The sequence below is a fragment of the Streptomyces sp. V4I2 genome (assembly GCF_030817655.1).
GTDB classification, from domain to species: domain Bacteria; phylum Actinomycetota; class Actinomycetes; order Streptomycetales; family Streptomycetaceae; genus Streptomyces; species Streptomyces plumbiresistens.
In genome coordinates this window covers 7,927,453-7,953,455 of the sequence record NZ_JAUSZM010000003.1, presented here as the reverse complement: position 1 = coordinate 7,953,455, position 26,003 = coordinate 7,927,453, and the positions used below count along the sequence as shown (strand labels likewise).

Below are 26,003 nucleotides of genomic sequence, written 5' to 3'. Positions count from 1 at the left end.
GGGCGTACGGCAGCCGCCCGAGGCGCCCTACGGCGGCCTCGGGTTACCAGAGCTGTCTTCAGACGACAGCCGTCCCCAGGGGCGGACCCCGAGAAGTGATCGCGTGGACGAGAAGGAGCAGGCGGGGCGCCCGGCCCGAGCGCGGGCGGCGTCCGCCGAGACGCGGGCGGTCGGCCACGGCGGGCAGCGCCAGCAGCAGCCGCAGCGGAGCCGCCAGCCGTCCTGCGACGGCCCGCAGGATGCGGAAGGCGGCCCGTTCGCCGTGGGCCAGCCACAGGCCGCACAGCAGCGCGGCCAGGAGGTGGGCGGCGAACATGCCGAACGAGGACGTGCCGCCGTCGGCGGAGGAGCCCATGTGGCTCATGTCCATGTGGCCCAGGCCCATGGAGTCCGTGCCCATGGAGTCGATGCCCATGGAATCCATGCCGTCCATGTGCATCGAGCCTGTGTGGGCGGAGCCCGAGTGCGGGGAGCCCGAGTGCGGGGAGCCGTTACCCGGGGAACCCGGATCCGGTGCCGTCGCGCCGCCCGCGAGCGAGAACGCCGAGTGCAGAAGCGTCTGGACGGTGACCACGACGGCCACGATCAGCGGCAGCCCGCGCTCCCGCCCGGCCAGGCACCAGCCGACGGCGCCGGTCGCGACGAATCCGGCGGCCAGCACCCAGGCGGGTACCTGGCTGCCGGACATCATGACGTGGCCCAGGGCGGCGAGCAGCACACAGACGGCCGCGAACACCGCGGCCCGTGCTGTGCGAGAACCCCGCCCGGCTGTCATGGCGCCTCATCCTCGCATCGACTCGCAGATCATCACGCGGGGGTACGGATATCCCCCCGCCCCCGGACTCATCCCCACACATGTGATCCACGACACGCCAACGCGGGTGGGAACGCCGCGCGTTACTCGGACCGGCCCCGGGCCGTACGGCTCCGTACGACGGCGAACGCCCCTGCCGCCAGCCCCAGTACGCCCACGGCCAGACCGGCGACACCGAGCCCGCGCGCGGTGGAGTCGCTCGCCGAAGCCGTCGACGTCGAGCGCGCGGGCGCTGCCGCTGACGTGCTGTCACCGGCCGTGAGCTTGAGCACCGGCGCCGGGTTCTCGGGTTCGTCCGCGCCCTGTTCGGCCTCCTCGATCCAGCGGACGACCTTTCCGTCGGAGTACGTCTGCAGGGTCTTGAAGGTCAACTGCGCGGTGCTGTCGGGCAGTTGGCCGAAGGCGAGGTCGAAGTCCTCGTAGTGCCCGGGTTCGATCCTGCCGCCGGTCCAGGTGATCTCGGAGACGGCGTCGGTGATGGTGCCGTCGTCCGTCTTGACCGGCGCCTTCAGCTTCGTGTCGGTCACCTTGGCCCTCCAGCCGTCGTGCGGGGAGACGAGCACGCCGAGGACGGGGTGGTCGGTGGGCAGGAAGAGCTGCACCTCGGTGGTGCTCGCGGAGGCGTTCTCGTCGGGGACGCGGAAGCTCAGCACGCCGTCGGTGGCGCCCTTGGCGTAGCTCTCGGGGTGGACGGTGACGTGCGCGGAGGCGACGCCCGCGGCGGCCAGGACTCCGGCGGCGGCGAGGGCGGTGACGACGCCGGCGCGGCGCAGGGTGGTGTGGGCTGAGGACATGGGTGGGTGGATCTCCGTACTGAGGAAGAGTGTCGGGTCAGATCGCGTACGGAGTCCCGGCGGGCGGCCCACGCCGCCGCACCGCGTGCCGCAGCAGGACCCGGCGCAGCGCTCGCGCTCCGTCGCCCGCTCGTCGTACGCCCCCGGGACGGACCGGTACGGCCCACCCGCCCCTCACCACCCGCCACCAGGCGACAAGCCCCGGCAGGAGCGCGACGGCCCGGCGCAGCAGCGACCACAGCGCGGCCTCGCCGCACCGCAGCCACCAGGTCAGCAGGAGGGCGGTCGAGACGTGGGCGAGGGTGGCGTGGGGCATCAGGCCGTGCGACTGAGTCGTACGCATGCCGGGCACGGCCAGGACCGCATGCGGCGACCTCGCGGCCCCGAACGCGACATGCAACCCGCCCTGCGCCACCAGCGTCCCGCCGCCGATGGCCATCAGCGACCGCTCCCGCCCGCCCAGCAGGCACCCGCCCGCGAACACGACCAGGAACCCGGCGACCTGCACCCACACCGGCGGCGCCATACCGGTCGCCAGCGCGTGTCCCCCGGCGGCCAGCAGCACGCACAGCGCCGCGAACATCGCCGCGCGCAGCCCTCGTACGGCAGGGGACGCCCTCATGCCGCCCGATCCTGCCACGCGCCCCGGAACGCCCCGCCGGCGCCCGGGAGTTCCGGGACCGATTTTGCCTACTGAAGACGCCACACCATTCCAGGAGGTGGCATTGCAGCGGCAAACCGTGACGGCGGCCGCGCGGTCGTTGTCGGCCGCCGGGTCGTCGCCGCCTCGATCGCCTGCCCTCGTCGTGGCCGACGAGCCGGCGTTCCCGCATCCCCGGCACGCGTTCGTCACCGGGGCGCTGCCGGTGCTGCACGGCGGGCTGCCGGCGGCGGTGGACATGACCTGTCGAAATACCCCCTGGGGGTATATGGTTCACGGCGTACGGAAGCCCGAGAACGAGTCACACCGGACCGGAACGGAGACGGGACATGGACCACGGCGCCCACCACACGATGTCTCACGACGCGATGTCTCACGGCGGACCCGCAGGAGCCTCCTGGGCGACCGCGGCGAAGGCCACGCTGCACTGCCTGACCGGGTGCGCCATCGGCGAGATCCTCGGCATGGCCATAGGAACCGCCCTGCTCTGGGACACCGTGCCGACCATGGCCCTCGCGATCACCCTGGCGTTCCTGTTCGGCTACTCCTTCACCCTGTTCGCGGTGCGGCGGGCGGGCCTGGACCTCAAGTCCGCGATCAAGGTGGCGCTGGCCGCCGACACCGTGTCGATCGCCGTGATGGAGCTCGTGGACAACGGCATCATCGCCCTCACCCCCGGCGCGATGGACGCCCATCTGTCGGACGGCCTGTTCTGGTCGGCCCTGCTGGGCGGATTCGCGGTCGCCTTCCTGGTCACCGTCCCCGTGAACAAGTGGATGATCGGCCGCGGCAAGGGTCACGCGATCGTCCACGCCCATCACTGAGGAACGTCCGACGGCCGCCGGGCCTCGACCCGGCGGCCGTACGGGCACGTCACATCCCGGCCGCGTCCACCACCGCGCCGAGGTCGACGAACGTGAAGGACATGCCGATGGTGCGGGAGAAACCTTGCCTCCAGAAGACCGCGACCTGTCGCCCCGGTGCCGGGACGCCACCCGGCATGACACCAGACTTGTACCGTTCCTTTTCTTGAACCGTTCGTGTTAATGAGGGTAGGTTGAGGCCATGACTTCACCCCAGCCCTCGACCACTGCCGAGGAACTCCGCGGTGCGGGTCTGCGGGTGACGGCCGCGCGTGCCGCACTCCTCGAGACCGTCCGGGAGGGTGACCACCTCGGCGTCGAGGCGATCGCCTCCGGGGTGCGCGACCGCGTGGGCCACATCTCGCTGCAAGCGGTGTACGAGGCCCTGCACGCACTCACCGCCGCGGGCCTTGTACGCCATATCGAGCCACCGGGCAGCCCCGCCCGGTTCGAAGGGCGCGTCGGCGACAACCACCACCACCTCGTGTGCCGGTCGTGCGGCGTCGTCGCCGACGTCGACTGCGCGGTCGGCCACGCCCCCTGTCTGACCGCCGCCCAGGACCACGGCTTCTCGGTCGACGAGGCCGAGGTCATCTACTGGGGCCTGTGCCCCGACTGTTCCACCGCTTCCCCAGCTTCCACCGCACTCAGTACCTGAGCGTTCCTGAGCATGTGATCCACCCCGTTCGGAAGGATTTCCCCCATGACCGAGAACCATGACGCGATCGTCACGGACCCGAAGCCGGAGGAGGCCGGAGGCTGCCCGGTCGCGCACGGGCGCGCCGCGCACCCGACCCAGGGCGGCGGAAACCGCCAGTGGTGGCCGGAGCGCCTCAACCTGAAGATCCTTGCCAAGGACCCGGTCGTCGCGAACCCCCTCGGTGAGTCGTTCGACTACGCCGAGGCGTTCCAGAACCTCGACCTGGCGGCCGTGAAACAGGACATCGCCGAGGTGCTGACCACCTCGCAGGACTGGTGGCCCGCCGACTTCGGCAACTACGGCCCGCTGATGATCCGCATGGCCTGGCACAGCGCCGGCACCTACCGCATCAGCGACGGCCGCGGCGGTGGCGGCCGTGGCCAGCAGCGCTTCGCGCCGCTGAACAGCTGGCCGGACAACGGCAACCTCGACAAGGCCCGCCGTCTGCTGTGGCCGGTGAAGAAGAAGTACGGCCAGTCCATCTCCTGGGCCGACCTCATGATCCTCACGGGCAATGTCGCGCTGGAGACGATGGGCTTCACGACCTTCGGCTTCGGCGGCGGCCGCGCCGACGTCTGGGAGGCCGACGAGGACGTCTACTGGGGTCCCGAGACCACCTGGCTCGACGACCAGCGCTACACCGGCGACCGCGAGCTGGAGAACCCGCTCGGCGCGGTCCAGATGGGCCTCATCTACGTCAACCCGGAGGGCCCCAACGGCAACCCGGACCCGCTGGCCGCGGCCCGCGACATCCGCGAGACGTTCCGCCGCATGGCGATGAACGACGAGGAGACCGTCGCCCTCATCGCCGGTGGCCACACCTTCGGCAAGACCCACGGCGCGGGCCCGGCCGACGCGGTCGGCAACGACCCCGAGGCCGCCTCCATGGAGGAGCAGGGCCTGGGCTGGAAGTCCACCTACGGCTCCGGCAAGGGTGGCGACGCCATCACCTCCGGTCTCGAGGTCACCTGGACCACCAAGCCCACCCAGTGGAGCAACGACTTCTTCGACATCCTCTTCGGCTACGAGTGGGAGCTGTCCGAGTCCCCGGCCGGCGCCAAGCAGTGGGTGGCCAAGGACGCCGAGGCGATCATCCCGGACGCGCACGACCCGTCGAAGAAGCGTCTGCCCACGATGCTCACCACCGACCTCTCGCTGCGCTTCGACCCGGTCTACGGTGAGATCTCGCGCCGCTTCCACGAGAACCCGGCCGAGTTCGCGGACGCCTTCGCCCGCGCCTGGTACAAGCTGACCCACCGCGACCTGGGCCCGAAGTCGCTGTACCTCGGCCCGGAGGTCCCTGCGGAGACCCTGCTGTGGCAGGACCCGCTGCCGGAGGTGACGCACGAGCTCGTCGACGCGGCGGACATCGCCTCCCTCAAGAGCCAGATCCTCGCCTCGGACCTCACGGTCTCCGAGCTGGTGTCCACGGCGTGGGCGTCGGCCTCGTCCTTCCGTGGCAGCGACAAGCGCGGCGGCGCCAACGGCGCCCGCATCCGCCTGCAGCCGCAGAGCGGCTGGGAGGTCAACAACCCCGACCAGCTGGTCTCGGCGCTGCGCACCCTCGAGGGCATCCAGGAGTCCTTCAACGCCGCCCAGTCCGGCGGCAAGCAGGTCTCCCTCGCCGACCTGATCGTGCTCGCCGGTGCGGCGGGCGTCGAGAAGGCCGCCAAGGACGCCGGCTTCGACATCGAGGTCCCCTTCACGCCGGGCCGCGTCGACGCGACGCAGGAGCAGACGGACGTCGAGTCGTTCGCCGCGCTCGAGCCGACCGCCGACGGGTTCCGCAACTACGTCGGCAAGGGCAACCGCCTGCCGGCCGAGTACCTGCTGCTCGACAAGGCGAACCTGCTCACCCTGAGTGCCCCCGAGCTGACCGTCCTCGTCGGCGGCCTGCGCGTTCTCGGTGCGAACCACGGGCAGTCGTCGCACGGCGTCTTCACCGACACTCCCGGGACCCTGACGAACGACTTCTTCGTCAACCTGCTCGACCTGGGTACGACGTGGAGCTCCACCTCGGCGGACCAGACCACCTTCGAGGGCCGCGACGCCGCCACCGGCGAGGTCAAGTGGACCGGCACCCGTGCCGACCTGGTGTTCGGCTCCAACTCCGAGCTGCGCGCCCTCGCCGAGGTCTACGCGAGCGACGACGCGAAGGAGAAGTTCGTGAACGACTTCGTCGCGGCGTGGGTCAAGGTCTCGAACCTGGACCGGTTCGACCTGATCTGATCTGCCTGATCTGTGCGGTCTGTGTGATCCGACCTGTCTGATCTCACGGATGATGCCCGGGCCGGCCCGCAGGGGCCGGTCCGGGCATCGCCATGTGACGGGGGTCGCGCCCGACCCGCCCCTGCTCACTCGGTTGAGGCGAGCGACGTGCCGCGGTGACGAGCGACCCGAGCCGTACGACGGTCCCGGCCGGCCAGCGTTCCGCCGCACATCCACCCAGACTCACCCCCGCGCACACGCGCCACCCGGCCGGAGTCGCAGCCCCAACTCTCAGCAAAGGATGAGCACTTCAAGGGGCGGCAATTTGACACCCCCGCCGCTCCCTCCGCAACCTATGCGCATGACATCCATTTCCAATAGGGCCGGTTAGCCATGCGCATCGCCTTCGTCGGCAAGGGCGGCAGCGGCAAGACCACCCTGTCCGCCCTCTTCTCCCGTCACCTGGCCCGCTCCGGCGCGCCCGTCGTCGCCATCGACGGCGACATCAACCAGCACCTGGCGTACGCGCTCGGTCTCGACGAGGACGAGTTCTTCGCCGCGCCGCCGCTCAGCGCGCGGACCGGTGAGATCAAGGACTACCTGCGGGGCACGAACCCGCGGATCGCGTCCCGCGACGCCATGGTCAAGACGACTCCGCCCGGTCGCGGCTCCCGCCTGGTGCGGCTGCTGGGCGACGACGAGATCCACACCCACCACGTGCAGGAGGTCGGCGGGGTGCCCGTGATGGTCACCGGCGCCTTCGGCGAGAGCGACCTGGGCGTGGCCTGCTACCACTCCAAGCTCGGTGCGGTCGAGCTGTACCTCAACCACCTCGTGGACGGGCCCGGCGAGTACGTCGTCGTCGACATGACGGCCGGTGCCGACGCCTTCGCCTCCGGCCTGTTCACGCGCTTCGACATGACCTTCCTGGTCGTCGAGCCGACCCGCAAGAGCGTCTCGGTGTACCGCCAGTACCGCGACCACGCCGCCGAGTTCGGCATCCCGGTCGCGGTGGTCGGCAACAAGGTCACCGGCGAGGACGACCTGGCCTTCCTCCGGGAGCACGTCGGCGCCGACCTGGTCGCCCACTGCGAGCAGTCCTCCTTCGTACGCGCCCAGGAACAGGGCCGGGACGCCGGCGAGCTGGAGTCGCACAACGCGCGCACCCTGGACCGGCTGCGCGCGGCCGTGGACGCGCGCCCCAAGGACTGGGCCGCGTTCCAGCGGCACGGCGTCGAGTTCCACCTGCGCAACGCCACCGCCTGGGCCAACGAGGCCACGGGCCAGGACCTGGCCGCCCAGGTCGACCCCGACTTCCAACACGGTCCGGCGGCGCTGGCGGCCTTCGCCTGAGGCTGCCGCGCCACCCTCCCCTCCCCCAGCCCTTCAGCCCCCCAGCCCTCCTCCAGCCCCCACAGCACCGCCAGAACAACGAACAGACAGGAAACACCATGTCGCTCGACGTCTCCCCGCAACTGCTCGCCGAAGCCGAGAACGGCGAGGTGCGGGAGCAGGACTTCGTGGAAACGGTCCGCACGTCCCTGCCGTACGCCTACGACCTCATCGCCCGCCTGGTAGGCGAACTGCGCGCCGGTGACGCGGTGTTCGCCGACAACCAGACGCCGCCGCCCTCCGAGGAGGAGCGCGGCCAACTGCTGCGGGCGCTGTCCAGCGACGCGATCCGGGGCAGCCTGGAGCGGCACTTCGGCGTCGCCCTCGCCTTCCAGAACTGCCACCGCGTCGCCGCGTTCCGCCCCGAGGACCGCGATGGTGAGACGTACACGCGCTTCACCTCTCTGCGGTCCCAGATCCTCAACCAGTCCCCCGAGTTCCGCGACTGCTGACCCCTCGGGCGCGTGCGGCGCGCCCCCTTTGTCAGGCCCCACCGTCACCGGAGGCATGCGCCATGCATGACGGGTCGACCACCCAGCGGCCGCCCGCCTGGCGGTCGACCCGCCAGCGGAACGCCGTACTGCGGGCGCTGCACGACTCCCCCGAGTTCGTCTCCGCGAAGGAGCTGCACGAGGCGCTCGCCGACACGGGCGGCACGGTGGGGCTGACCACGGTGTACCGGACCCTGCGCATGCTGGAGCGGGCCGGGCACGTCGACGTCGTACGGGACAAGGGCGGCGAGCGGCTCTACCGCCCCCGCCCGACCGACGGGCACCGCCACTATCTCGTCTGCCGCGGCTGCGGGCTGAGCCTGGCCGTGGACGCGGACGCCGTCGAGCGCTGGGCCGACGGCGTGGCCGAGAGCACCGGGTTTGCCGAGGTCGAACACACCGTGGAACTGACCGGGATCTGCGATCGCTGCCGGCCGCGCCCCGCTCGGGACGCGGCCCCTTCACGGCCGTAGCGGACGTGCCAAGTCTTGGCAATGGTTTTCATATGGATCGGAATCGGCCATGTTCTTGACATTCATTTCCATCTAGCGTGGCGCCTGCCCGGCTCGCTCCGGGCTTGTCCCAGCCCTCGTGAACATCCGTGTTCCCCCTGTCGTGGAGGACCCATGCCCTCGTCCCCGTCCCGGCGCCTGGCCGCCCTGCTCACCGGCGCCTCACTGGCCCTCCTGGCAGGGTGCGGCAATTCGTCGGACTCCGGCAGCGACGGGAGCAGCTCGCAGGAACCGGTCGCCTCGTCCAAGGTCACCGTGGTCGCCTCGACCAACGTCTACGGCGACATCGTCGAGCAGATAGGCGGCGCGAAGGTCGACGTCACCTCGCTCATCAGCGACCCCGACCAGGACCCCCACTCCTACGAGGCCGACACCCGGAACCAGCTGACGCTGTCCAAGGCGAAGGTCGTCATCGAGAACGGCGGCGGCTACGACGACTTCGTCGACCGGATGCTCAAGAGCAGCAACTCCTCCGCCGAGGTGATCAACGCCGTCAAGGTCTCCGGCAAGACCGCCCCGAAGGGCGGCGAGCTCAACGAGCACGTCTGGTACGACTTCCCCACCGTCGCCAAGCTCGCCGACCGCATGGCCGCCGCCCTCGGCAAGGCCGACCCCGCCGACGCGGCCACCTTCACCAAGAACGCCACGGCCTTCAAGGCGAAGCTCCAGCCGCTGGAGGCGAAGGAGGCCGCGATCAAGAAGGAGCACGGCGGTGAGGGCGTGGCCATCACCGAGCCCGTGCCGCTGTACATGCTCGGCGCGGCCGGTCTGGTCAACAGGACGCCCGCGGAGTTCAGCGAGGCCATCGAGGAGGGCGACGACGTCTCCCCCAAGATCCTCCAGGCCACGCTGGCCGTGTTCAGCGCCAAGGAGGTCAAGGCGCTGGTCTACAACGAGCAGACCTCCGGGCCGCAGACCGAGAAGGCCGAGGCCGCGGCGAAGGCGGCCGGCGTCCCCGTCGTCCCGGTGACCGAGACCCTGCCCGAGGGCAAGGACTACCTCGGCTGGATGACCGCCAACGTCGACGCGCTCGCGAGCGCGCTGGCCAAGTGAGGCGTCCGGGCGCGGCCCCGGTGCCCCGGCCCCGGCACGGGGAACCGGGGGCCGGCGCGGTGATCAGCCTGCGCGGGGCCGCCGTCTCCTACGGCGAGCGCGTGGTGTGGCAGGGCCTCGACCTGGACGTGCGGCCCGGGGAGTTCGTGGCCGTGCTCGGGCCGAACGGCTCGGGCAAGACCAGCTTCGTACGGGCCCTGCTGGGCCGGCAGCCCCTGTCCGGCGGCACCCTGACCGTCCTCGGCCGCCCGCCCCGCGAGGCCGCCCGGCACCTCGGTTACGTCCCCCAGCAGGCGGAGTTGTCCGCGCAGGCGATGCTGCGCGCCCGTGATCTCGTACGCTTCGGGATCGACGGACACCGCTTCGGACCGCGCCTGCGCACGGCCGCCGTCCGCCACCGGGTGGACGAGATCCTCGCCTCGGTCGGCGCGTCCGCGTACGCCGACGTCCCGCTCGGCCTGCTGTCCGGAGGCGAACGGCAGCGCGTGCGCATCGGCCAGGCCCTGGCCACCGACCCGCGCATCCTGCTGTGCGACGAGCCGCTGCTCTCGCTCGACCTGAACCACCAGCGGGCCGTCACCGAACTGGTCGACGCCCGCCGCCGCTCGCACGGCACGGCCGTGGTCTTCGTGACCCACGAGATCAACCCGGTGCTCGGCCTGGTGGACCGGGTGCTGTACCTGGCCCGCGGCAGTCACCGGGTCGGCACCCCGGAGGAGGTCCTCACCTCCGAGTCGCTGTCGCGGCTGTACGGCACCCGGGTCGACGTCGTCCGCGTCCACGGCCGCGTCGTGGTCGTCGGAGCCCCCGACGACCCGGCCACGCCACCGCACCACGCCCAACAGCCCGAGGAAGTACGCCCATGACGCTCACCGACGGGGTCTGGCAGCAGATCTTCAGCTTCGACAACTACGGCGAACTCCTGGCGCTGGTCCGCAACTCCCTCGTCGCCGGTGCCGCGCTCGGCCTCGTCGGCGGCCTCGCCGGGGTCTTCGTCATCATGCGCGACCTGCCCTTCGCGGTGCACGGCATCAGCGAGTTGTCCTTCGCCGGAGCTTCGGCGGCCCTGCTCCTCGAGGTGAACGTCGTGGCGGGCTCGATCGTCGGCTCGCTCCTGGCGGCCGGCGTGATCGGCGTCCTGGGCGCCCGGGCCCGCGACCGCAACTCGGTGATCGGCATCATCATGCCGTTCGGCCTCGGCCTCGGCGTGCTCTTCCTCGCCCTCTACAAGGGCCGGGCGGCCAACAAGTTCGGCCTGCTCACCGGCCAGATCGTCGCCGTCGACACCCCTCAGATGACCTGGCTGCTCGGCACGTCCGCCGTCGTCCTTCTCGCCCTGACGATCATGTGGCGCCCGCTGACCTTCGCCAGCGCCGACCCGGACGTCGCCGAGGCCCGCGGCGTACCGGTGCGCGCCCTGTCCTTCGCCTTCATGATCGTGCTCGGACTCGCCGTCGCCCTCTCGGTGCAGATCGTCGGCGCCCTGCTGGTCCTCAGTCTCCTGGTCACCCCCGCCGCGGCCGCCGCCCGCATCACCGCGTCGCCGGTCATGCTGCCGGTGCTCAGCGTGCTCTTCGCCGTGGCCTCGATCGAGGGCGGCATCCTGCTGGCCCTGGGCGGCAGCATTCCCATCAGCCCCTACGTCACGACGATCTCGTTCACGATCTACGCCGCCTGCCGCATCGCGGGCAGGTACCGCACCCGGCGATGGGGAGCCAGAAGGACTGCGGCGCAGCCTGCCTGACGCTCCATCAGGTGGGTGACTCCACGCGATGCGGGCCCGGAGACACGAGGACGGCCGGCTACTTCAGCGCTCCTGCCATGACGCCGTTGACGAACTGCCGCTGGAAGGCGAAGAAGACCACCAGCGGGATGATCATGGAGAGGAAGGCGCCGGAGGACAGGACGTCGATATTGGTGCCGAACTGGCGGGTCTGCTGTTGCAGGGCAACGGTGAGCGGCGCTGAGCCCGGGTCGGCGAAGATGAGCGCCACGAGCATGTCGTTCCAGACCCACAGGAACTGGAAGATGCCGAGCGAGGCTATCGCCGGCCCGCCCAGCGGAACCACCACTCGGACGAAGAGCCACAACTCGCCCGCACCGTCGAGACGGGCGGCCTCCAGGAGTTCGCGCGGGATCTCCGCGAAGAAGTTCCGAAGCAGGAAGATCGCGAACGGCAGACCGAAAGCGACGTGGAAGAGGACGACGCTGACGATGCTGCCGAAGATCCCGAGCTTCCCGAACAGGCTGGTGATCGGCACCAGCGCGACCTGCAGCGGCACCACGAGCAGGCCGACGACGAGCAGGAAAACCCAGTCCCGGCCCGGGAATTCGACCCATGCGAAAACGTACCCGGCGAGCGAGCCGATGACCACGACCAGCAGCGTGGCCGGGACAGTGATCAGCAGACTGTTCAGGAACGAACGCGTGATCGTCGGGTCGTCCAGCAGGTTGGTGTAGTTGTGCAGGGTCAGCTGCGCGGGCTTGGTGAGGACCGTCCACCAGCCGGACTCCTGGATGTCCAGTGGCCCGCGCAGCGAGGAGAGCAGCAGGCCGACGGTGGGCAGCAGCCAGAACAGGGCGACGACCAGCAGGACGAGCCTGGTGGATCCGCCGGCCAGCCGACGAGCCGCACGCGTGGCAGCGCCCGGCCCCGTGCGGCCGGAGGCGGTCCCGGGAGCCCGAAAGGTCTGCGCGGCCTCGGCGGTCTGAAGGGTGGTCACCGTGACTTCTCCTTTCGGAACCGCTTGATGTTGAGGAACATGACCGGCGCGACCAGGGCGAGCAGGAGTACGGCGAGCGCGCTGCCGGTGCCCTGGTCGTTGCCGCCGCCGAAGGAGGACAGGTAGAGCTGCAGGGCCAGTACGTTCGCGTCCTGCTGGCTGGCTCCGGGCGCGATGACGTACACCAGGTCGAAGATCTTCAGCACGTTGATCACCAGCGTGACCAGGACCACGCCCAGCACCGGCGCCAGGAGCGGCACCGTGATGCGGCGGAAGACCTGCCACTCCTTCGCGCCGTCCACACGTGCGGCCTCCAGCAACTCCCGCGGTATCCCGGCCAGTCCGGCAGCGATGAGCACCATGGCGAAGCCGGTCCACATCCAGACGTAGGCGCCGATGATCGACCAGGTGACCAGGGTCGGACCGAGCCAGTCGACACCCGCGTACTGGGCGGTGAAGTTCGTCGCGGGCAGGCGCAGTTGAATCGGTGAGGCGCCGATCCGGGACGCGGGCAGAGTGAAGGTGCCGTCCTTGTCGGCGGTCGCCGTGGCGAGCACCCGACCGTCACGCACAGCCTCGACCCGGACGCCGGCCAGTGCCTTCTCCCCCGGGTCGATCTTCCCGGGAGTGCCGCCGCCCGGCTGGAAGTCCAGCCAGACCGTGCCGCACAACGCGCCGCGCGGGCAGGCACTCGGTGCCGCGGCCTGCGTCGCGCCGGTCAGGGTGCTGGGCTGCACTCCGACGAGAGCCAGCGCGGCCGGAACGTCACCGGGGCTGACGGGCCTGCCGGTGTAGGGGCCGCCGACCGGGCCCGTCAGGGGGCTGCCGGGGCCTGCCACCCTCGGATGGGCCCCGGGGTACGCCGATGCCTTGAAGAAGGTGTCGTGGACGCCGGTCACCATCGCGTTGGCCACGCCCTTGCCGGGGTCCTGGTCGTAGACCAGCCGGAAGATGATGCCGGCGGCCAGCATGGAGATGGCCATCGGCATGAAGACGACCAGTTTGAACGCGGTGCCCCAGCGGATCCGTTCGGTGAGCACGGCGAAGATCAGGCCGAGCCCGGTGGCCGCGACGGGTGCGACCACGACCCAGATCGCGTTGTTCCGGAGGGCGACGAGAGTCTGGTGGTCGGTGAAGACGCCGGTGTAGTTGGACAGCCCGACGAAGTCGGTGAAGCCGTCGGGGCCGAAGAGACTGCGCACGACCGACCACACGATCGGATACACCACGAGCGCCCCGAGCAGAACCAGCGCGGGCAGCAGGAAGAACGCCGCGACCCACGTACGGCCTCGGGGCGTCCTCCCCCTGCGGCGGGGCGGTGCCCCCGCCGCCGCGGGGGCGGCGGGGGACGGAGGGGAAAGGGTCTGTGACACGACTGCCTCAGCCCGCCTTGGCGAACGCCTTCGCGGCGTCCGCCTCAAGCTGCTTCTGCGCGCCCGCGACGTCGGAGGGCTTGGCGAGGAAGTCCTGCAGGTCCTTCCACTCGCCTTGTCCCTTCGTTCCGCCGAACGCGGCCGGCGCCTGATCGGACATGTCGACCCGGATGTTGTCGCCCGCCTTGATCAGGTTCTTCGCTATGTCCCGCACGATGTCGTCGCGGTAGTTGGAGAAGGCGACCGCCTTGTTCGGTGACAGGAAACCGCCCTGCTGCACGTCGATCGCCGCCGCCTCGGGAGAGACCAGGAAGCGCATCAGCGCCTGCGCGCCCTCGCCGTCCTTGAGTGCGACCGCGACGTCGCCGCTGCTCAGCACCGGTGCCTTACCGCCGTCCACGGACGGGAAGGGGAAGACCTTGGCGTCGGTGCCGACCTTGGCCGTGGTCTCCTGGGTGATGTTGGTGGCGATGAACTCGCCCTCGTAGACCAGCGCCGCCTTGGGCGGCTTGGCGAAGACCTGGCCGACCGAGGTGGGGAAGTCGGTCTGCAGCGCCCCGCGGGTGCCTCCGGCGATCAGGTCCGGCCTGCCGAAGAGCCGGCCCAGCGTCGTCAGCGCCTTCGTCACCGAGGGGTCAGTCCACTTGATCTGGTACTTCGTCAACTTGTCGTACATCGCCGGGCCGGCCTGGCTGAGGTAGATGTTCTCGAACCAGTCGGTCAGGACCCAGCCGTCGCCGCCGCCTATGGAGAACGGAGGGGTGCCGGAGTCGGAGAGTGTCTGGCCGTCCTTGAGCAACTGCTCCCAGGTGGCGGGGGCGGTGGTCAGTCCGGCCTGCTCCCAGGCCGCGGTGTTGTACCAGAACAGCGACTTGTTGGTGACCTTGAAGAAGACGCCGTACGGAGTGTTCTTGTAGGTGCCGAGGTCCCGCCAGACCTTGCTGTAGTTCTCGTTCAGCTCCTTGGTCACGTCCGGCTGGAGCGGCTTGAGCCAGCCGGCTTCGGCGAACTGCTGGAGCACGCCGGGCTGGGGCAGCAGGGCCACGTCCGGCGGAGCGCCGCCCTGGATCTTGCTGCCGACGAAGGTCGACACGTTGTCGCCGGTGGGCACGAAGGTGGTCTTCGCTCCCGTCAGCTTGTCGAAGCGGGCCAGTACCTTGAGGAAGTTCTTCTGCTCGGCGCCGGTCCAGACGCCGGCCACCTGCAGGCTCTGCCCGTCGAGCCGGGGCAGGTTCAGCGTGGAGGCGTCTTTGGCGGTGGCCCCAGGGGTGCCGGCGGCGTCCTCGTCCGAGGAGCCGCATCCCGCGGCCCCGATCATCAGGACGGTGACGGCCGTCAGTGCTGCCGCTCTGCCATTCATCGGGTCACTCCTTTGTGAGAGATGGAAAGAACAAGACGGAAAGAACAGGTGGCGAGGGACAGCGGGGTCAGACCGCGAGACCGTCGGCCGCCCACCAGGCGGCCGTGCTGCCCGGGAGGGTCCCGGGCGGGCAGGGACCGCTCGCGAGAAGTGGCGTGCCGGGGACCGGGGCGGGAGAAGGGACGTCGCCGAAGTTGACGGCGCACACCAGCCCGTCACCGCGGACGAAGGCCAGGACCTGCGGCGGAGATTCCAGCCAGCGAAGGGTCCCGTTGCCGAGCGACGGCAGGCTCGCGCGCAGCCGGAGCGCGTCGTGGTAGAGGTGCCAGAAGGATTCCGGGTCGGCCATGAGCCGTTCGGTGGTGTGCGCGGCGAACCAGGCGGGCTGGGGCAGCCACGGCTCGGCGACGCCTTCACCCGAGGTGAATCCGAACGGGGACAGGTGACCCGACCACGGCAGGGGCACGCGGCAGCCGTCCCGTATTCCCACGCGGCTGCCGCTGCGGTGGAAGATCGGATCGGTGAGCACCTCGTCCGGCAGGTCGACGACCTCCGGCAGGCCGAGCTCCTCGCCCTGGTAGACGTAGGCGGCGCCGGGCAGGGAGAGCATCAGCAGCGCGGCGGCGCGAGCACGGGCCGCGGCCGCGTACCGGGTGACGGTGCGGACCTGATCGTGGTTGTTGAGCACCCAGGTGATGGTCGAGCCGGTGTCGGCGATGTCCCGCAGCGCGTCCTGGATGACCCGGCGGAAGGTGGCGGCGTCCCACGGGGCCGTCAGCATGTGGAAGAAGAACGCCTGATGGAGCTCGTCCGGGCGGACGTAGGCGGCCTGCTCTGCCGGGGTGCGTACCGACACCTCTCCGACGAGCAGCCGGTCGACGCCGTCCCGGGCGGTGTACTCCTCGCAGACGGCACGCCAGGTGCGCCAGACACCGTGTGTCTCGGGCTGGTTCCACGCCAGGGGGTTGACCGTGTCGCGGGCCCGCGCGTCGGCCGCCGGGTCCGGGGAGTCCGGCAGTCCGGGATGCTTGAAGAGGCCGGTGGCCACGTCGATACGGAACCCGTCGACGCCGCGGTCCAGCCAGAACCGCAGTACCTGCTCGAAGTAGCCGCCGACCTCGGGGTTGCGCCAGTTCAGGTCGGGCTGCTCCGGCCCGAACAGGTGCAGGTACCACTGGCCCGGCGTGCCGTCGGGCTCGGTGACCCGGGTCCAGGCGGGCCCGCCGAACATCGAGTACCAGTTGTTGGGCGGCAGTTCGCCTCCCTTGCCACGGCCCTCGGCGAAGTGAAAACGGGATCGGTCCCGGCCGCTGTCCGGGCCTTCGGCCAGGGCCTGGAGGAACCAGGGGTGCTTGCTGGAACAGTGGTTGGGGACGATGTCGATGAGCACCTTGAACCCCAGGCGGTGCGCGTCGTCCACCAGGCGGCCGAACTCCGCCAGGTCTCCGTAGACCGGGTCCACGTCGCAGTAGTCGGCGACGTCGTAGCCGTGGTCGTACTGCGGAGAGGGATAGAACGGGTTGAGCCAGATGCCGTCGACACCGAGTCGCTCGAGGTACGGCAGGCCCGCACGGACACCGGCCAGGTCGCCGATGCCGTCCCCCGTGCTGTCGAGGAAGCTGCGGACGTACACCTCGTAGATGACGGCCGTGCGCCACCACTGTTGTCGCGCGGTGTGCCGGGACCGCTCGGAGGGGCCCGGTTCGTTCTGCACCGAGCCGTCGTCGACGTATGCGTCGATCATCGGGAAACCATCCTGGGCTGGGCTTGAGGGAGACCGGCCGCCGCGTTGGGAGAAGGGCGGCCGGTGGACAGGGCGCCTGATCCCGCGCTGTGGACGGCGGGTGGGAAGGCACGTCGAGAAGCAGGGGCGAGGAAATCGCGGACACGGATGTCCTCGGCGGCCGGAGCCGGGTCGCCGGGCATGCCCGCCCGCCGGGTGGGACGAAAGGCGATGCGGCAGTCGCTGCACCCGCCGGCAGGGACGCAGGCTGTTCGACCGACGGGTGCGGAAGGCCGTCAGCTCACGGCTAACCGAGGCAGCGTCGAAGCGGTGGCGAGGGGCTGCGCCGTGGCGTTCAGGGCCGCCCCCATCGCGCCGGCGTGCGGGCCGAGTTCGGCGGCCAGGAGTGTCACCGGTCCGATCAGTGTCCGGCGGTCGCGCAGCTTGAGCTCGACGGCCGGTCGCATCACGTCGAAGGCAGGCGCGACGCCACCGCCGACGACAACGGTCGAGAGGCCGAGTTGGGCCAGCACGCTCCCCAGTACCGTGCCCACGGCCGTGGCGGCGGCATCGAGGACCTCCCGGGCCGTGGTGTCGCCCGACCGGGCGGCCCGGACCAGGTCTTCGGGAGTCGCCGGCCGGTCCTGGTTCCCGGTTCCGCGAGAGGTGAGGGCCCGGGACCAGAGGGCCGCGAGTGCCCGGCCGCCCGCCACTGTCTCCAGGCAGCCGCGGGCCCCGCATCCGCAGAGGTCGCCACCCGGCTCGGCGGTCATGTGCCCGATTTCGCCGATTCTGTCGCCGGGCCCGCGCAGTACGTTGCCGCCCAGGGCGATCGCACCGCCTATTCCGGTGCCCATGGTCATGAACAGCACGTCGGTGTGACCGCGCGCGGAGCCCAGAGCGAGCTCCGCGGAGGCGAACGCGCGTGCGTCGTTCATCAGCAGGACGGGCTTCGCGGTCGCGCGCTCGATCGTGTCCGCCAGCGGGAAGCCCTGCCAGTCGCCGTCGAGGTTCGGGATGGTGGTGGTGGAGCGAAGGTCCGGGCTCAGGTGACCGGGCAGTGTTACGCCGACGGCCTCGACGGTGTGTGCGCCCGCGATCTCGGCGATGGCGGCGGCGACCCGCACGGGTCCGGCGGCGGGTGTCGGCAGCGTGCCCCGTGCGACGACGGCCGCGCCGGCCCGGTGCACCCACTTGATGTTCGTGCCCCCGATGTCCACCCCCAGGGCGGACCCTTCGGGGCGAGGACCGCCCCTGGTCACGACCATGCGAACTCCTGATCAGCATCAGTATTGCCTGTATAGACTTAACGGGAAGCTAGGCCGCGCACATCGTCCAGTCAATCGGTTGAGCCGTAAAGAATCGGAAACTCGGGCTGATTGAGCCGACACGATCGGCCCTCCAGAGGGAGTCGGCGTCCCGCGCACGACCTGTCTAGCCTTTTCCGGCAGAGCCGGTCAGTCGGGTGAGATCAGGGCGCCGTCCGCTGCGAGTTGCTCACGCAGCTCGACGGTGTCCACATCGCGAGGCCGGTGTCCGGCGGACGCCGTCAGCGCCGCCGCGGTCCCCGCGGCCTGCCCCATCGCCATGCACTGTCCGATGGAGCGGACGGAGGCGTGGGCGTCGTGGGTGGCCGACAGGCACCGGCCCGCGACGAGCAGACCGTCGACGCCGCGGGGCAGCAGACATCGGTAGGGAACACCGTAAGTGCGGCCGGTGGGCGTCTCGTTGCCGGAGCCGACGTACTGCCAGATCGTCCTGTGTCCGGCGGCGTGGTCCTCGATCGGAGCGCCGCAGCGCGCGATGGCGTCCTCGAACTGACGCGCGCTCAGGACGTCTTCCTTGCCCAGGACGTACTCGCCGATCAGGCGACGGCTCTCCCGCACGCCGATGCGCGGCGCGGACGCGATGAGGAAGGCCCGTTCGTACCCCGGCACCTGCTCGACGAGGAACCGTGCGTACTCGACGACTTGGCGGCGCCCCTCCTGCTCGGCTGCCGAAAGCTGCCAGGGGTCGGTCGGGTCGATGCCGTTCACGCGCGTCAGATTGGTGTGGACGACGCCGGGTTCGGTGGTCCGGTGGACGGAACCTTCACGCCGGGGGAGCTCGTACGCTCCCGAGTCCGCGTGCAGAGTCATCAGGCGGTGCAGCTCCGCCGTGGGTGTCGCCGTGGCGTCGACACCGGCGAGACGGAAGGTCTGGGTGAGCGGTTGCACGACGCGGTCCTCGGCCGGCCGTTCCAGCGCCGCCCCCGCACGCCACGCGACGTCGGCGTCACCACTGGCGTCGACCACGACCCTGGCGCGTACGTACCCGGGGCCGGCGACCGTCTCGACGACCACCCCGACAACGTTCTGATCCTCCATCACCACCCGAGAGGCACGGGCGTGGAACAGGACCCGTACCCCGGCGGCGCCGGTGAGTTCGTCCCAGACCAGCTTGAGCGTCTCGGGATCGTAGGTGATGCCGGTGCCGGCACCGTAGGTGTTGGGACGTTCGAAGGCCGCCTTGCGATCGGTGAGCGCCTCGCACACCTCCCAGCCGACGCCGCCGACGACGCGCTCCCCGGTGCCGGGCGCGTAGAAGCCGTAGAAGGTGTCCAGAACGCTCGCCCCGGTGCCACCGAGGTGAGCGGCGCTCTCCACGAGCAGAGCGGAAGCGCCCCGCCGGGCGGCCGCGACTGCTGCCGCCGACCCCGCCGATCCGCCGCCGACGACCACTACGTCGCCGTCCCACAGCAGCGGATGGCGCCCGGCCTCCGCCGGGCTGATGCGTGTGCCGTTCACCTCAGGTGCCACCCTCCGTCTACGGGGACGACCGCGCCGGTCGTGCGGGAGGAGGCGTCCGACAGCAGCCACACGGCGGTGTCGGCGATCTCCTCGGGGCTGCAGGCCCGCGCACCGAGCGGCATCAACCGCGGCATCCGGTCCTGGATCGCGGGATTGGCCATGGCACGCGCGGCCATCGGGGTGTCCACCAGGCCGGCCGCGACGATGTTGACGCGCACACCCTTGGGGGCTCCGGTGAACGCGGCCGAGCGCACCAGGGGGACGAGGGCGCCCTTCGCACTGGCGTAGGCCGCGGTGAGGAAGTCCTCGTCGAGCGTGCTCGCCAGGGCCGAGCCGATGACGACGATCGACCCGCCCGAGCCGGACAACTGCCGTAGCCCTGCGCGCAACAGGTAGAACACCGAGTCGAGATCGACCCGGTGCACTTCGCGCCACGCCTCGTCGCCGCACTCGTCCACGGGCCCGTCACCGAGCCGCCGGCCGGACATGCCCACCGCGTGCACGATGCCGTCGAGACCGCCCAGGGCCTCGGCCGCTCGCGCCACGGCCGCGTCGGCGCCCGTGGACACGGTGATGTCGTACGTGTCGCGGTCGGCCTCGAAGACCTGGGCACCGGCGGCCCGCGCGGCGTCGACACACGCGGCGCCGATTCCGCCCTGGGCGCCGGCCACCAGCACGCGCTTCACCGTGCACCGTCCGCGGTGCGCAGAGCGGCGGCGGAGCGGCGGGCGAACTCCAGGTAGGCGCCCTCGAACAGCTCGTTGCTGCGGTCCGCGCCGACCAGACGGGAACTGGTGATGACCGGCGGCATGGCGCCCCGCTCGGCCAGCAGTTCGGCCACCCGGACCTTGATCTCGTTGACCACGGCGATCGCGGTGAAGGTACTCACCGGGCCGACCGGGACGTCCAGGCCGGGGACCCGGCAGATGGCATCGCCGACCGGTGATCCCAGATCGATCACCACATCGGCGTGGTCGGCGAGCCGGGATCCGCTCGGATGCCGCGGTTCGGCGGCGTTCGTCTCCTGCAGCGACGTGGCCGCGATGACCGGCAGACCCGCCTTCTTCGCGCCCATCGCCATCTCGATGGGGACGGCGTTGAGCCCGCTGACGCTGAAGATGAACATGCTGTCGCAGGGGCGCAGCCGGAAGTTCGCCAGGATCTGGTCGGCGAGCCCCTCGACGCGCTCGATGAACATCGCCTGCCGCTGTCCGTTGGCTCCCACCACCTGGGTGTGGAACGTCATCGAGAGCTCCACCAGCGGCTGGAAGCCGGGGTAGGAGCCGTAACGGGGAAAGATCTCCTCCACCGGCATGCGCGAATGACCGGTGCCGAAGGTGTAGACGACGCCGTCGTCGGCGATCGACCTGGCCGCGATCTGGGCCGCGGCCTCGATGGCGCCGGCCTGGGACTCGGCAAGCCGCTCGACGATCCCGACTGCGGTACGGATCCACGAAGACACGGGCAGAAACCTCTCGGTACGAGGGCGGAGACAGGGCGCCCTACCGCGGAGCAGCATCCGGCGGGCAATGTATAGACAGGTAGTACACGTCGGGACGCTAGGGCGGCGACCGGCCCAGCGTCAAGCACTTGTACGGGCTGATCTTCGCTTCCTACGGGACGGGACGGGTGTGGACGCGTGCTGGGTGACGGCCTATGCTGCGGAAGGCATACCGGTATAGACACCAGTGCAGACAAGGGAGGAAAGCCGTGGCTCGGCGGCCCATGCCGCGACATGAAGCGGTCGAACGGCACATCCGCGGCCGGATCGCGGGGCTGAAGCCCGGAGATCAGATCGAGTCCGACGCGGAACTGTGCGACCTGTTCCAGGTCAGCCGGATGACCGTCCGCCAGGCGACCCAGCGCCTGGTCGCCGAGGGTGCGATCTACCGGATCTCCGGTGTCGGCACCTTCGTGGGGGAACCGCAGGTCCACCGCCAGATGGGCCGACTGCGCTCCTTCACCGAGGAGATGGCCCTGCGCGGCATGACGGTGTCATCGACCGTCCTGGCGAGCGAACGGCGCGCGGGCACCCAGGAGGAGACGACCGCGCTCCGGCTCGCACCCCAGTCCAACGTCGTTCATGTACGGCGGCTGCGGCTGGCCGACGACCAGCCGATGGCGATCGAGAACGTCGTGCTGCCGCCTTCCTGCGCCTGGCTGTTGCGCGAGGACCTGGCCCACGGCTCGCTGCACCAGGCGCTCACCGAGCAGGGCTTCGCCCCCTCCCGTGCGACCGGAACCCAGATCGCGGCCATCGCCACCGACGACGACGCCGCCCTCCTGGACCTGCCCGTCGGCGCGCCCATCTTCGTCGAACGCCGACTGGTCACCACCGCCGACGGCACACCCGTCGAACTCACCGAATCCCGCTATGCGGGTTCCCGTTTCGTGTTCCACATCGAGCTGGCCTAGGCGGCTGCCCGAGCCGCGGAGGTGGGCATCGCAACGGAGAACCGAAGGAGAACAACGTTGTCTGTCGTCGAGACGGTCCTTGGCCCTGTTGCCGCCGCCGAACTCGGCGAGGTGGATGCCCACGAGCACGTCTTCCTGCGCACCCCGGTCAACCCGGGTGACGAGTTCCTCGACACCGACAGGGCGGCGGCCGAGCTCCTGCGGGTCGCGGCGAGCGGCATCCGCACCGTCGTCGACCTGACGCCGGTCGGCCTCGGACGCCGCCCCAGCCAACTCGCCGAGGTCGCCCGCGCAAGCGCCCTTCACATCGTCGCCGCGACCGGCTACCACCGCAGCGCGCACTATCCGGCCGCTCACTGGGCCCGCCACGCCGACGACGCGACGCTCCTCGACGTACTCGTGGACGACCTCCAGGTCGGCATGGACAGCCACGACTGGGACTTCCCCCGCCCCGTCCCCAGCCCCCACAAAGCCGGAATCATCAAACTCGGTGCCTCCTACCACCGGATCGACCGCCACGAGGAACGCTGGTTCGCCGCGGGAGCGGCGGCGGCCCGGCAGACGGGCGTGGCCGTGGCGGTCCACACCGAGGTCGGGACCGCCGCACATGCCGCCCTGGACCTCCTGGACAAGCACGGCGTGCCGGCCGGACGGGTCCTGCTCGCCCACACCGACCGCAACCCCGATCCGGAACTCCACCTCGACCTGATCGCCCGCGGCGCCCACCTCGTCTACGACACGATCGGACGGATCAAGTACCGGCCGGACTCGGTCGTCCTGGACCTGATCGAGCGCATGGCCGAGGCCGGCAAACTGGGCCACGTCTGCCTGGGGACCGATGTCGGACGCAAGTCCTCGCTCATCGCCTACGGCGGCGGGCCGGGGATGGACGTACTCGGCCGGGACTTCGTCCCGCGGTTGCGCCGGCGCCTGGGCGCCGCGGCGGTCGACACCGTGCTGCGGCATGCCCCCCAGGCGCTGCTGGCCAAAACGACCTCTGCCCTGTGAAGGCCCGCGTACGGGGTTCAGCGACCTGACTGTGCACCGGCTGGGCACGCCTGCTCCTGGCCGACCCGCCCGGCCCCGGCTGTGGGGCGACAAGGTCAGCCCTTCTCGCCTTCTCGACGACCACCCGCGCATGCCCAGCCCGGAGGCCGCGGGCGATCCGCCGACGCAGGCCCCGGGTGCGCGGGGACTGAGAGAACATCTGCTCTCCGCCTTCTCCGCCTTCTCCGCCTCCTCCGCCGACGAACGGGCCCTCACCCGTGCGGTGCCGGGTCGCGTGATCGGCCCATACCGCACAGCCCAGCCGCGCACCTCACCCCTGCCCGCACCACTCGCTCCCAGCTGTGAAGGGGCGCGAGCAACGGGGCCGTTCGCCCGTCACCTTCACGGTCGGCCGCCCTCGGCCGACCGCCGCTAAGGCAGCGGGTCGGCGACGCAGATCCCGGTGGCGGAGCGCCCGGTGACGGTGACCCGGGCGGACTCGCGGCCATCCACCAGCACCACCAGTTCGGCTCGTCCTCCGTCCTCGTCGAGGGTGACGCCCAGCACGGGTATCGCGATCGGCCCGCGCATGACGACCTCCTTGCTCCACGGCAGGTGCGGCTCGTCGACACGTACCTCTTCCTCCCCCTCTTGGCCGGTCGGGGCGTAGTTCAGCTCCGCGACACCCTCGCCCCCCACCCGGTACTCCACCCGCAGGCGCGTCCCTCCCCCGGTCACGGAGAACCGCGGCGACCCGCTGATCGCCCCGTCCAGCACGCCCGCGTCGTCTCAGAGGGCGCGGTCCCGCCCTTCCTCGCTCATGATCAGGCTTCCTCCTTCGCGCGGCACGGCGCCTGCGCCCCCCCCCGTACGGTATGCGGGGCCGGGGCAGTGCCGGTCGGGATCATGGCCACGCGCGAGGTCGGTCACGAGTACTGCGCTCAGGCGAGAACATGGGAGGGAATCGCGGCTCGTGCCGGAGGCAGGCCGTCCCCCGGACGGGGCGGGGCTACGCCATCACCACTGAAGAACCCGAAGCTCCCGACAACTGGCTGTTGACCGAGGGACCCAACCTCAAGGCCCTGGGCCGACGCCGTCTCTCGACGGCGGACAGTTCATCATTCCGGAGCGAGCGACCCGAGCTCGATTTCCTCGAACACCCGAGACCACCAGGAATCCTCATCCTCGAAGACCTCAGGGTCTGCATCGCCGGCCTCGGCAACAACCTGGAGTCAAACCGCGATTGAGCGCGTGACGGCGGCTCCTTCCGAAAAAAGAGGAGGGAACCGCCGTCAACGCGCGCCGCAAGCGCCCGGTACTACTCCACAGTCGACACCAGTCGGTGTGCCGCTTCTGCCACGCCAGGGGTCGGATCGTCCAGCAACCGCTGGTACACCCCCCGGCCTGCACCCAGAAGGGGTGGCCGGCGGTCGTGGTGACCGTGGACGCGGAGGTCTTGGCCTTCGCGCGATCATGGACCGTCAGCGTGATCCGCACCAGGTCCTTGCTGCCCTTTCCGACGATCGTCGCCGTGGCCGACTGGACGGAAGTCCTGCCGGTCCTGGGATCGGTAGCGATGGCCTTGTCACCGACCACGACCTTTTCGATCGCTCTGGTGGAGCCGTCGGCCATGAGGACCTTGGTGCCTGGAACAAAGCTGTTGATCTGGCAGACCTGGCCCTATGCTTCGTCCTTGACGGTCTCCTTGGCCTCCTCCCGGACTTCCTTGGCGACCTTCTTCACCGCCCGCTTCACCTGCCGAGGCTTGGGCCTCGGCTTCGGCTGGGAGCGGGGCTTGGCGCGCGGCTTCGGGCGGGCCGCCGCCTTTCTGGCCGCGGCTCTGCGGGCCGCTGCCCGCTTGGCCGCCGCGCGCTTGGCCGCCGCCGCCTTCCGGGCCGCCTCACGGCGGGCCTTCGCCGCAGCGCGCTTGGCCGCGGCGCGACGGGCCGCCTTGCGGGCCGCGAATCGCCGCCTGGATGGCGATACGGGCCGCGATGCCGATCAGGATCGGGAAGAACGCCCCGGACGGATCGGAGAAGGTGGCCGGCGCGTTGTTGCTGTAGGCGTACGGGTTCATCGTGCCCGGGTTGCCGTAGTCGACCATCGGGTCGACCTGGATGAACCGTCCTGTGGCCGGGTCGTAGTCCCGGGCGCCCAGCCGGGTCAGCCCGGTGTCCTCGTCGACCGTGCCGCCCACGAAGCCGCGCTGTCCGGGCCAGGACGCGGGTTCCAGCCCCCGTGTCTCGCCGAACGGCATCGACTTGCGCCGAGTGACGCCCATCGCCGGGTCCACCATGTCCACGACCGTGTGGGAGGTGCCGTGGTGGTCGGCGAGCATCATCTGACGGACGCCGCCGGTCGCGCGGACCATCGTGGAACCGTCCGGCAGCGCGTAGAAGCGCTCCGCCTTCGCAGTGGTGTTGGCCGCGTTGACCGTCAGCTCCGCCTCACCGAGGTAGAGCGTGCGACTGCCGTCCGCACCGGTGCGGATGAGGCGTTCGCCGTCCGCGCCGTAGAGGTACGACGTGGTCTTGGTGCCGCCGCCCTCGACGGGCTGGGTGACCTTGCGCAGCTGGCCCTCGATGTCGTACTCGAGGGTCTGGTTGGTGCCGCCGTGCTGGCGTCCGGTGGTGTTGCCCTCCTTGTCGTAGCCGAAGGTGGCGAGGGTCTCGCCCTTCGGGCCGGTCGACTTGACCTCGGCCAGCGCGTTCGGGCCGCCGACGCCCTGCTTTCCGTAGACGTAGTCACGGGTGACGTTCTTGGCGGCGTCGCCCGTGGTGTCGTGCTCGACGAGCTTGGTGCGGTTGCCGGCCGCGTCGTACTGGAACGACTGCCAGTACGCCTCCGGACCGCCGACCGTCTCCTTCGAGGGCGCCGCCGCGCAGTCGTCCGCCGTCTTCGACGTCCAGGCCGAGGTCATCTGCCTGAGCTGGTCGTAGACGAAGCACTGCGTGTCGGTCTCGCCGGAGCCCGGGGCAGCGGCACCCGGCGCGTCGGTGATCTTGGTGACGTTGCCGGCCTCCTCGTACCCGTACCGTGCCTCGTTGATACGCGCGGGGCTGATCGAGCGGTCGAAGGTGGCCGTCTGCAGGCGACGGGTGAACTCGTCGTAGACGTAGGTGCCGTACACCTGCTTGCCCGCCGG

General features: G+C 70.7%; 25 protein-coding genes. 11 read left to right on the top strand and 14 right to left on the bottom strand.

Annotated features, from left to right (window positions below):
- Positions 1-58: 58 nt before the first annotated feature.
- From QFZ76_RS37415 to QFZ76_RS37405, 3 genes are all read right to left on the bottom strand, one after another.
- The gene (locus QFZ76_RS37415) at positions 59-775 is read right to left on the bottom strand and encodes a hypothetical protein (RefSeq protein ID WP_307677821.1); all 717 of its coding nucleotides are present in this window, start codon (positions 773-775) and stop codon (positions 59-61) included.
- 122 nt (positions 776-897) lie between these two features.
- The gene (locus tag QFZ76_RS37410; RefSeq protein ID WP_307677820.1) at positions 898-1,608 is read right to left on the bottom strand and encodes a YcnI family protein; all 711 of its coding nucleotides are present in this window, start codon (positions 1,606-1,608) and stop codon (positions 898-900) included.
- 37 nt (positions 1,609-1,645) lie between these two features.
- A complete protein-coding gene (locus QFZ76_RS37405; protein ID WP_307677819.1) occupies positions 1,646-2,230 on the bottom strand; it encodes a hypothetical protein in 585 nt (194 codons plus the stop codon).
- Between the two features lie 368 nt (positions 2,231-2,598).
- Here QFZ76_RS37405 and QFZ76_RS37400 point away from each other — a divergent pair, with 368 nt between their 5' ends.
- Positions 2,599-3,093: a DUF4396 domain-containing protein gene (locus QFZ76_RS37400; protein ID WP_307677818.1), complete on the top strand. Its 495-nt coding sequence runs from the start codon at positions 2,599-2,601 to the stop codon at positions 3,091-3,093.
- 49 nt (positions 3,094-3,142) lie between these two features.
- Here QFZ76_RS37400 and QFZ76_RS37395 read toward each other — a convergent pair whose 3' ends face one another.
- Positions 3,143-3,271, bottom strand: a complete 129-nt coding sequence (locus QFZ76_RS37395; RefSeq protein ID WP_307677817.1) for a hypothetical protein — start codon at positions 3,269-3,271, stop codon at positions 3,143-3,145.
- 63 nt (positions 3,272-3,334) lie between these two features.
- On the opposite strand from QFZ76_RS37395, the gene QFZ76_RS37390 reads away from it, so the two are divergent.
- The 8 genes from QFZ76_RS37390 to QFZ76_RS37355 all read left to right on the top strand — a co-directional run bounded on the left by QFZ76_RS37390 (position 3,335) and on the right by QFZ76_RS37355 (position 11,232).
- Positions 3,335-3,790, top strand: coding sequence for a Fur family transcriptional regulator (locus tag QFZ76_RS37390; protein WP_307677816.1), 456 nt, complete (start codon positions 3,335-3,337; stop codon positions 3,788-3,790).
- A gap of 45 nt (positions 3,791-3,835) precedes the next feature.
- Positions 3,836-6,061, top strand: a complete 2,226-nt coding sequence (katG, locus tag QFZ76_RS37385) for a catalase/peroxidase HPI (protein ID WP_307677815.1) — start codon at positions 3,836-3,838, stop codon at positions 6,059-6,061.
- 372 nt (positions 6,062-6,433) lie between these two features.
- Complete coding sequence (locus QFZ76_RS37380) at positions 6,434-7,393, top strand: ATP-binding protein (protein WP_307677814.1); 960 nt, start codon at positions 6,434-6,436, stop codon at positions 7,391-7,393.
- Positions 7,394-7,491: 98 nt separating this feature from the next.
- Positions 7,492-7,884 (top strand): SCO5389 family protein, encoded by a 393-nt coding sequence (locus tag QFZ76_RS37375; RefSeq protein WP_307677813.1) that lies wholly within the window; start codon positions 7,492-7,494, stop codon positions 7,882-7,884.
- Between the two features lie 62 nt (positions 7,885-7,946).
- Positions 7,947-8,396, top strand: coding sequence for a Fur family transcriptional regulator (locus tag QFZ76_RS37370; protein ID WP_307677812.1), 450 nt, complete (start codon positions 7,947-7,949; stop codon positions 8,394-8,396).
- A 153-nt stretch (positions 8,397-8,549) separates the two neighbouring features.
- A complete protein-coding gene (locus QFZ76_RS37365; protein ID WP_307677811.1) occupies positions 8,550-9,488 on the top strand; it encodes a metal ABC transporter solute-binding protein, Zn/Mn family in 939 nt (312 codons plus the stop codon).
- A 59-nt stretch (positions 9,489-9,547) separates the two neighbouring features.
- Positions 9,548-10,354: a metal ABC transporter ATP-binding protein gene (locus QFZ76_RS37360; protein ID WP_307680236.1), complete on the top strand. Its 807-nt coding sequence runs from the start codon at positions 9,548-9,550 to the stop codon at positions 10,352-10,354.
- Positions 10,351-11,232, top strand: coding sequence for a metal ABC transporter permease (locus tag QFZ76_RS37355; RefSeq protein ID WP_307677810.1), 882 nt, complete (start codon positions 10,351-10,353; stop codon positions 11,230-11,232). Before QFZ76_RS37360 ends, QFZ76_RS37355 begins: the two co-directional genes overlap by 4 nt.
- Positions 11,233-11,290: 58 nt before the next feature.
- On the opposite strand, the gene QFZ76_RS37350 is transcribed toward QFZ76_RS37355, so the two are convergent.
- From QFZ76_RS37350 to QFZ76_RS37315, 8 genes are all read right to left on the bottom strand, one after another.
- The gene (locus tag QFZ76_RS37350) at positions 11,291-12,211 is read right to left on the bottom strand and encodes a carbohydrate ABC transporter permease (RefSeq protein ID WP_373464407.1); all 921 of its coding nucleotides are present in this window, start codon (positions 12,209-12,211) and stop codon (positions 11,291-11,293) included.
- A complete protein-coding gene (locus tag QFZ76_RS37345; protein ID WP_307677809.1) occupies positions 12,208-13,584 on the bottom strand; it encodes a carbohydrate ABC transporter permease in 1,377 nt (458 codons plus the stop codon). Before QFZ76_RS37345 ends, QFZ76_RS37350 begins: the two co-directional genes overlap by 4 nt.
- Before the next feature lie 7 nt (positions 13,585-13,591).
- Positions 13,592-14,944 (bottom strand): ABC transporter substrate-binding protein, encoded by a 1,353-nt coding sequence (locus tag QFZ76_RS37340; RefSeq protein WP_307677808.1) that lies wholly within the window; start codon positions 14,942-14,944, stop codon positions 13,592-13,594.
- Positions 14,945-15,011: 67 nt separating this feature from the next.
- On the bottom strand, positions 15,012-16,688 hold the full coding sequence (locus QFZ76_RS37335) for a glycoside hydrolase family 13 protein (RefSeq protein WP_307677807.1): 1,677 nt from the start codon (positions 16,686-16,688) through the stop codon (positions 15,012-15,014).
- 275 nt (positions 16,689-16,963) lie between these two features.
- Complete coding sequence (locus QFZ76_RS37330; RefSeq protein ID WP_307677806.1) at positions 16,964-17,935, bottom strand: ROK family protein; 972 nt, start codon at positions 17,933-17,935, stop codon at positions 16,964-16,966.
- Between the two features lie 189 nt (positions 17,936-18,124).
- Positions 18,125-19,453 (bottom strand): FAD-dependent oxidoreductase, encoded by a 1,329-nt coding sequence (locus QFZ76_RS37325; protein WP_307677805.1) that lies wholly within the window; start codon positions 19,451-19,453, stop codon positions 18,125-18,127.
- The gene (locus QFZ76_RS37320; protein ID WP_307677804.1) at positions 19,450-20,142 is read right to left on the bottom strand and encodes an SDR family oxidoreductase; all 693 of its coding nucleotides are present in this window, start codon (positions 20,140-20,142) and stop codon (positions 19,450-19,452) included. The genes QFZ76_RS37325 and QFZ76_RS37320 overlap by 4 nt, the downstream gene beginning before the upstream one ends.
- Positions 20,139-20,918, bottom strand: coding sequence for an SIS domain-containing protein (locus QFZ76_RS37315; RefSeq protein ID WP_307677803.1), 780 nt, complete (start codon positions 20,916-20,918; stop codon positions 20,139-20,141). Before QFZ76_RS37315 ends, QFZ76_RS37320 begins: the two co-directional genes overlap by 4 nt.
- Before the next feature lie 263 nt (positions 20,919-21,181).
- Here QFZ76_RS37315 and QFZ76_RS37310 point away from each other — a divergent pair, with 263 nt between their 5' ends.
- The gene (locus QFZ76_RS37310; protein ID WP_266432738.1) at positions 21,182-21,871 is read left to right on the top strand and encodes a GntR family transcriptional regulator; all 690 of its coding nucleotides are present in this window, start codon (positions 21,182-21,184) and stop codon (positions 21,869-21,871) included.
- A 57-nt stretch (positions 21,872-21,928) separates the two neighbouring features.
- Positions 21,929-22,879, top strand: coding sequence for a phosphotriesterase (locus tag QFZ76_RS37305; RefSeq protein WP_307677802.1), 951 nt, complete (start codon positions 21,929-21,931; stop codon positions 22,877-22,879).
- A 411-nt stretch (positions 22,880-23,290) separates the two neighbouring features.
- Here the strand turns inward: QFZ76_RS37305 and QFZ76_RS37300 are convergent, their stop codons facing one another.
- Together QFZ76_RS37300 and QFZ76_RS37295 are read right to left on the bottom strand one after the other, a co-directional pair.
- Entirely contained in the window at positions 23,291-23,635 is a 345-nt protein-coding gene (locus tag QFZ76_RS37300) for a hypothetical protein (RefSeq protein WP_307677801.1), read from the bottom strand.
- Between the two features lie 1,123 nt (positions 23,636-24,758).
- Entirely contained in the window at positions 24,759-25,988 is a 1,230-nt protein-coding gene (locus QFZ76_RS37295; RefSeq protein WP_307677800.1) for an RHS repeat-associated core domain-containing protein, read from the bottom strand.
- Between the last annotated feature and the right edge of the window lie 15 nt (positions 25,989-26,003).

Bases quoted from the DNA above. Each gene is read 5' to 3' on its own strand.
- QFZ76_RS37355 (WP_307677810.1), top strand. From the start codon at position 10,351: ATGACGCTCACCGACGGGGTCTGGCAGCAGATCTTCAGCTTCGACAAC.
- QFZ76_RS37370 (WP_307677812.1), top strand. From the start codon at position 7,947: ATGCATGACGGGTCGACCACCCAGCGGCCGCCCGCCTGGCGGTCGACC.
- QFZ76_RS37365 (WP_307677811.1), top strand. From the start codon at position 8,550: ATGCCCTCGTCCCCGTCCCGGCGCCTGGCCGCCCTGCTCACCGGCGCC.
- QFZ76_RS37410 (WP_307677820.1), bottom strand. From the start codon at position 1,608: ATGTCCTCAGCCCACACCACCCTGCGCCGCGCCGGCGTCGTCACCGCC.
- katG (WP_307677815.1), top strand. From the start codon at position 3,836: ATGACCGAGAACCATGACGCGATCGTCACGGACCCGAAGCCGGAGGAG.
- QFZ76_RS37390 (WP_307677816.1), top strand. From the start codon at position 3,335: ATGACTTCACCCCAGCCCTCGACCACTGCCGAGGAACTCCGCGGTGCG.
- QFZ76_RS37395 (WP_307677817.1), bottom strand. From the start codon at position 3,271: ATGCCGGGTGGCGTCCCGGCACCGGGGCGACAGGTCGCGGTCTTCTGG.
- QFZ76_RS37335 (WP_307677807.1), bottom strand. From the start codon at position 16,688: ATGATCGACGCATACGTCGACGACGGCTCGGTGCAGAACGAACCGGGC.
- QFZ76_RS37415 (WP_307677821.1), bottom strand. From the start codon at position 775: ATGACAGCCGGGCGGGGTTCTCGCACAGCACGGGCCGCGGTGTTCGCG.
- QFZ76_RS37375 (WP_307677813.1), top strand. From the start codon at position 7,492: ATGTCGCTCGACGTCTCCCCGCAACTGCTCGCCGAAGCCGAGAACGGC.
- QFZ76_RS37310 (WP_266432738.1), top strand. From the start codon at position 21,182: ATGCCGCGACATGAAGCGGTCGAACGGCACATCCGCGGCCGGATCGCG.
- QFZ76_RS37330 (WP_307677806.1), bottom strand. From the start codon at position 17,935: ATGGTCGTGACCAGGGGCGGTCCTCGCCCCGAAGGGTCCGCCCTGGGG.
- QFZ76_RS37340 (WP_307677808.1), bottom strand. From the start codon at position 14,944: ATGAATGGCAGAGCGGCAGCACTGACGGCCGTCACCGTCCTGATGATC.
- QFZ76_RS37400 (WP_307677818.1), top strand. From the start codon at position 2,599: ATGGACCACGGCGCCCACCACACGATGTCTCACGACGCGATGTCTCAC.
- QFZ76_RS37380 (WP_307677814.1), top strand. From the start codon at position 6,434: ATGCGCATCGCCTTCGTCGGCAAGGGCGGCAGCGGCAAGACCACCCTG.
- QFZ76_RS37405 (WP_307677819.1), bottom strand. From the start codon at position 2,230: ATGAGGGCGTCCCCTGCCGTACGAGGGCTGCGCGCGGCGATGTTCGCG.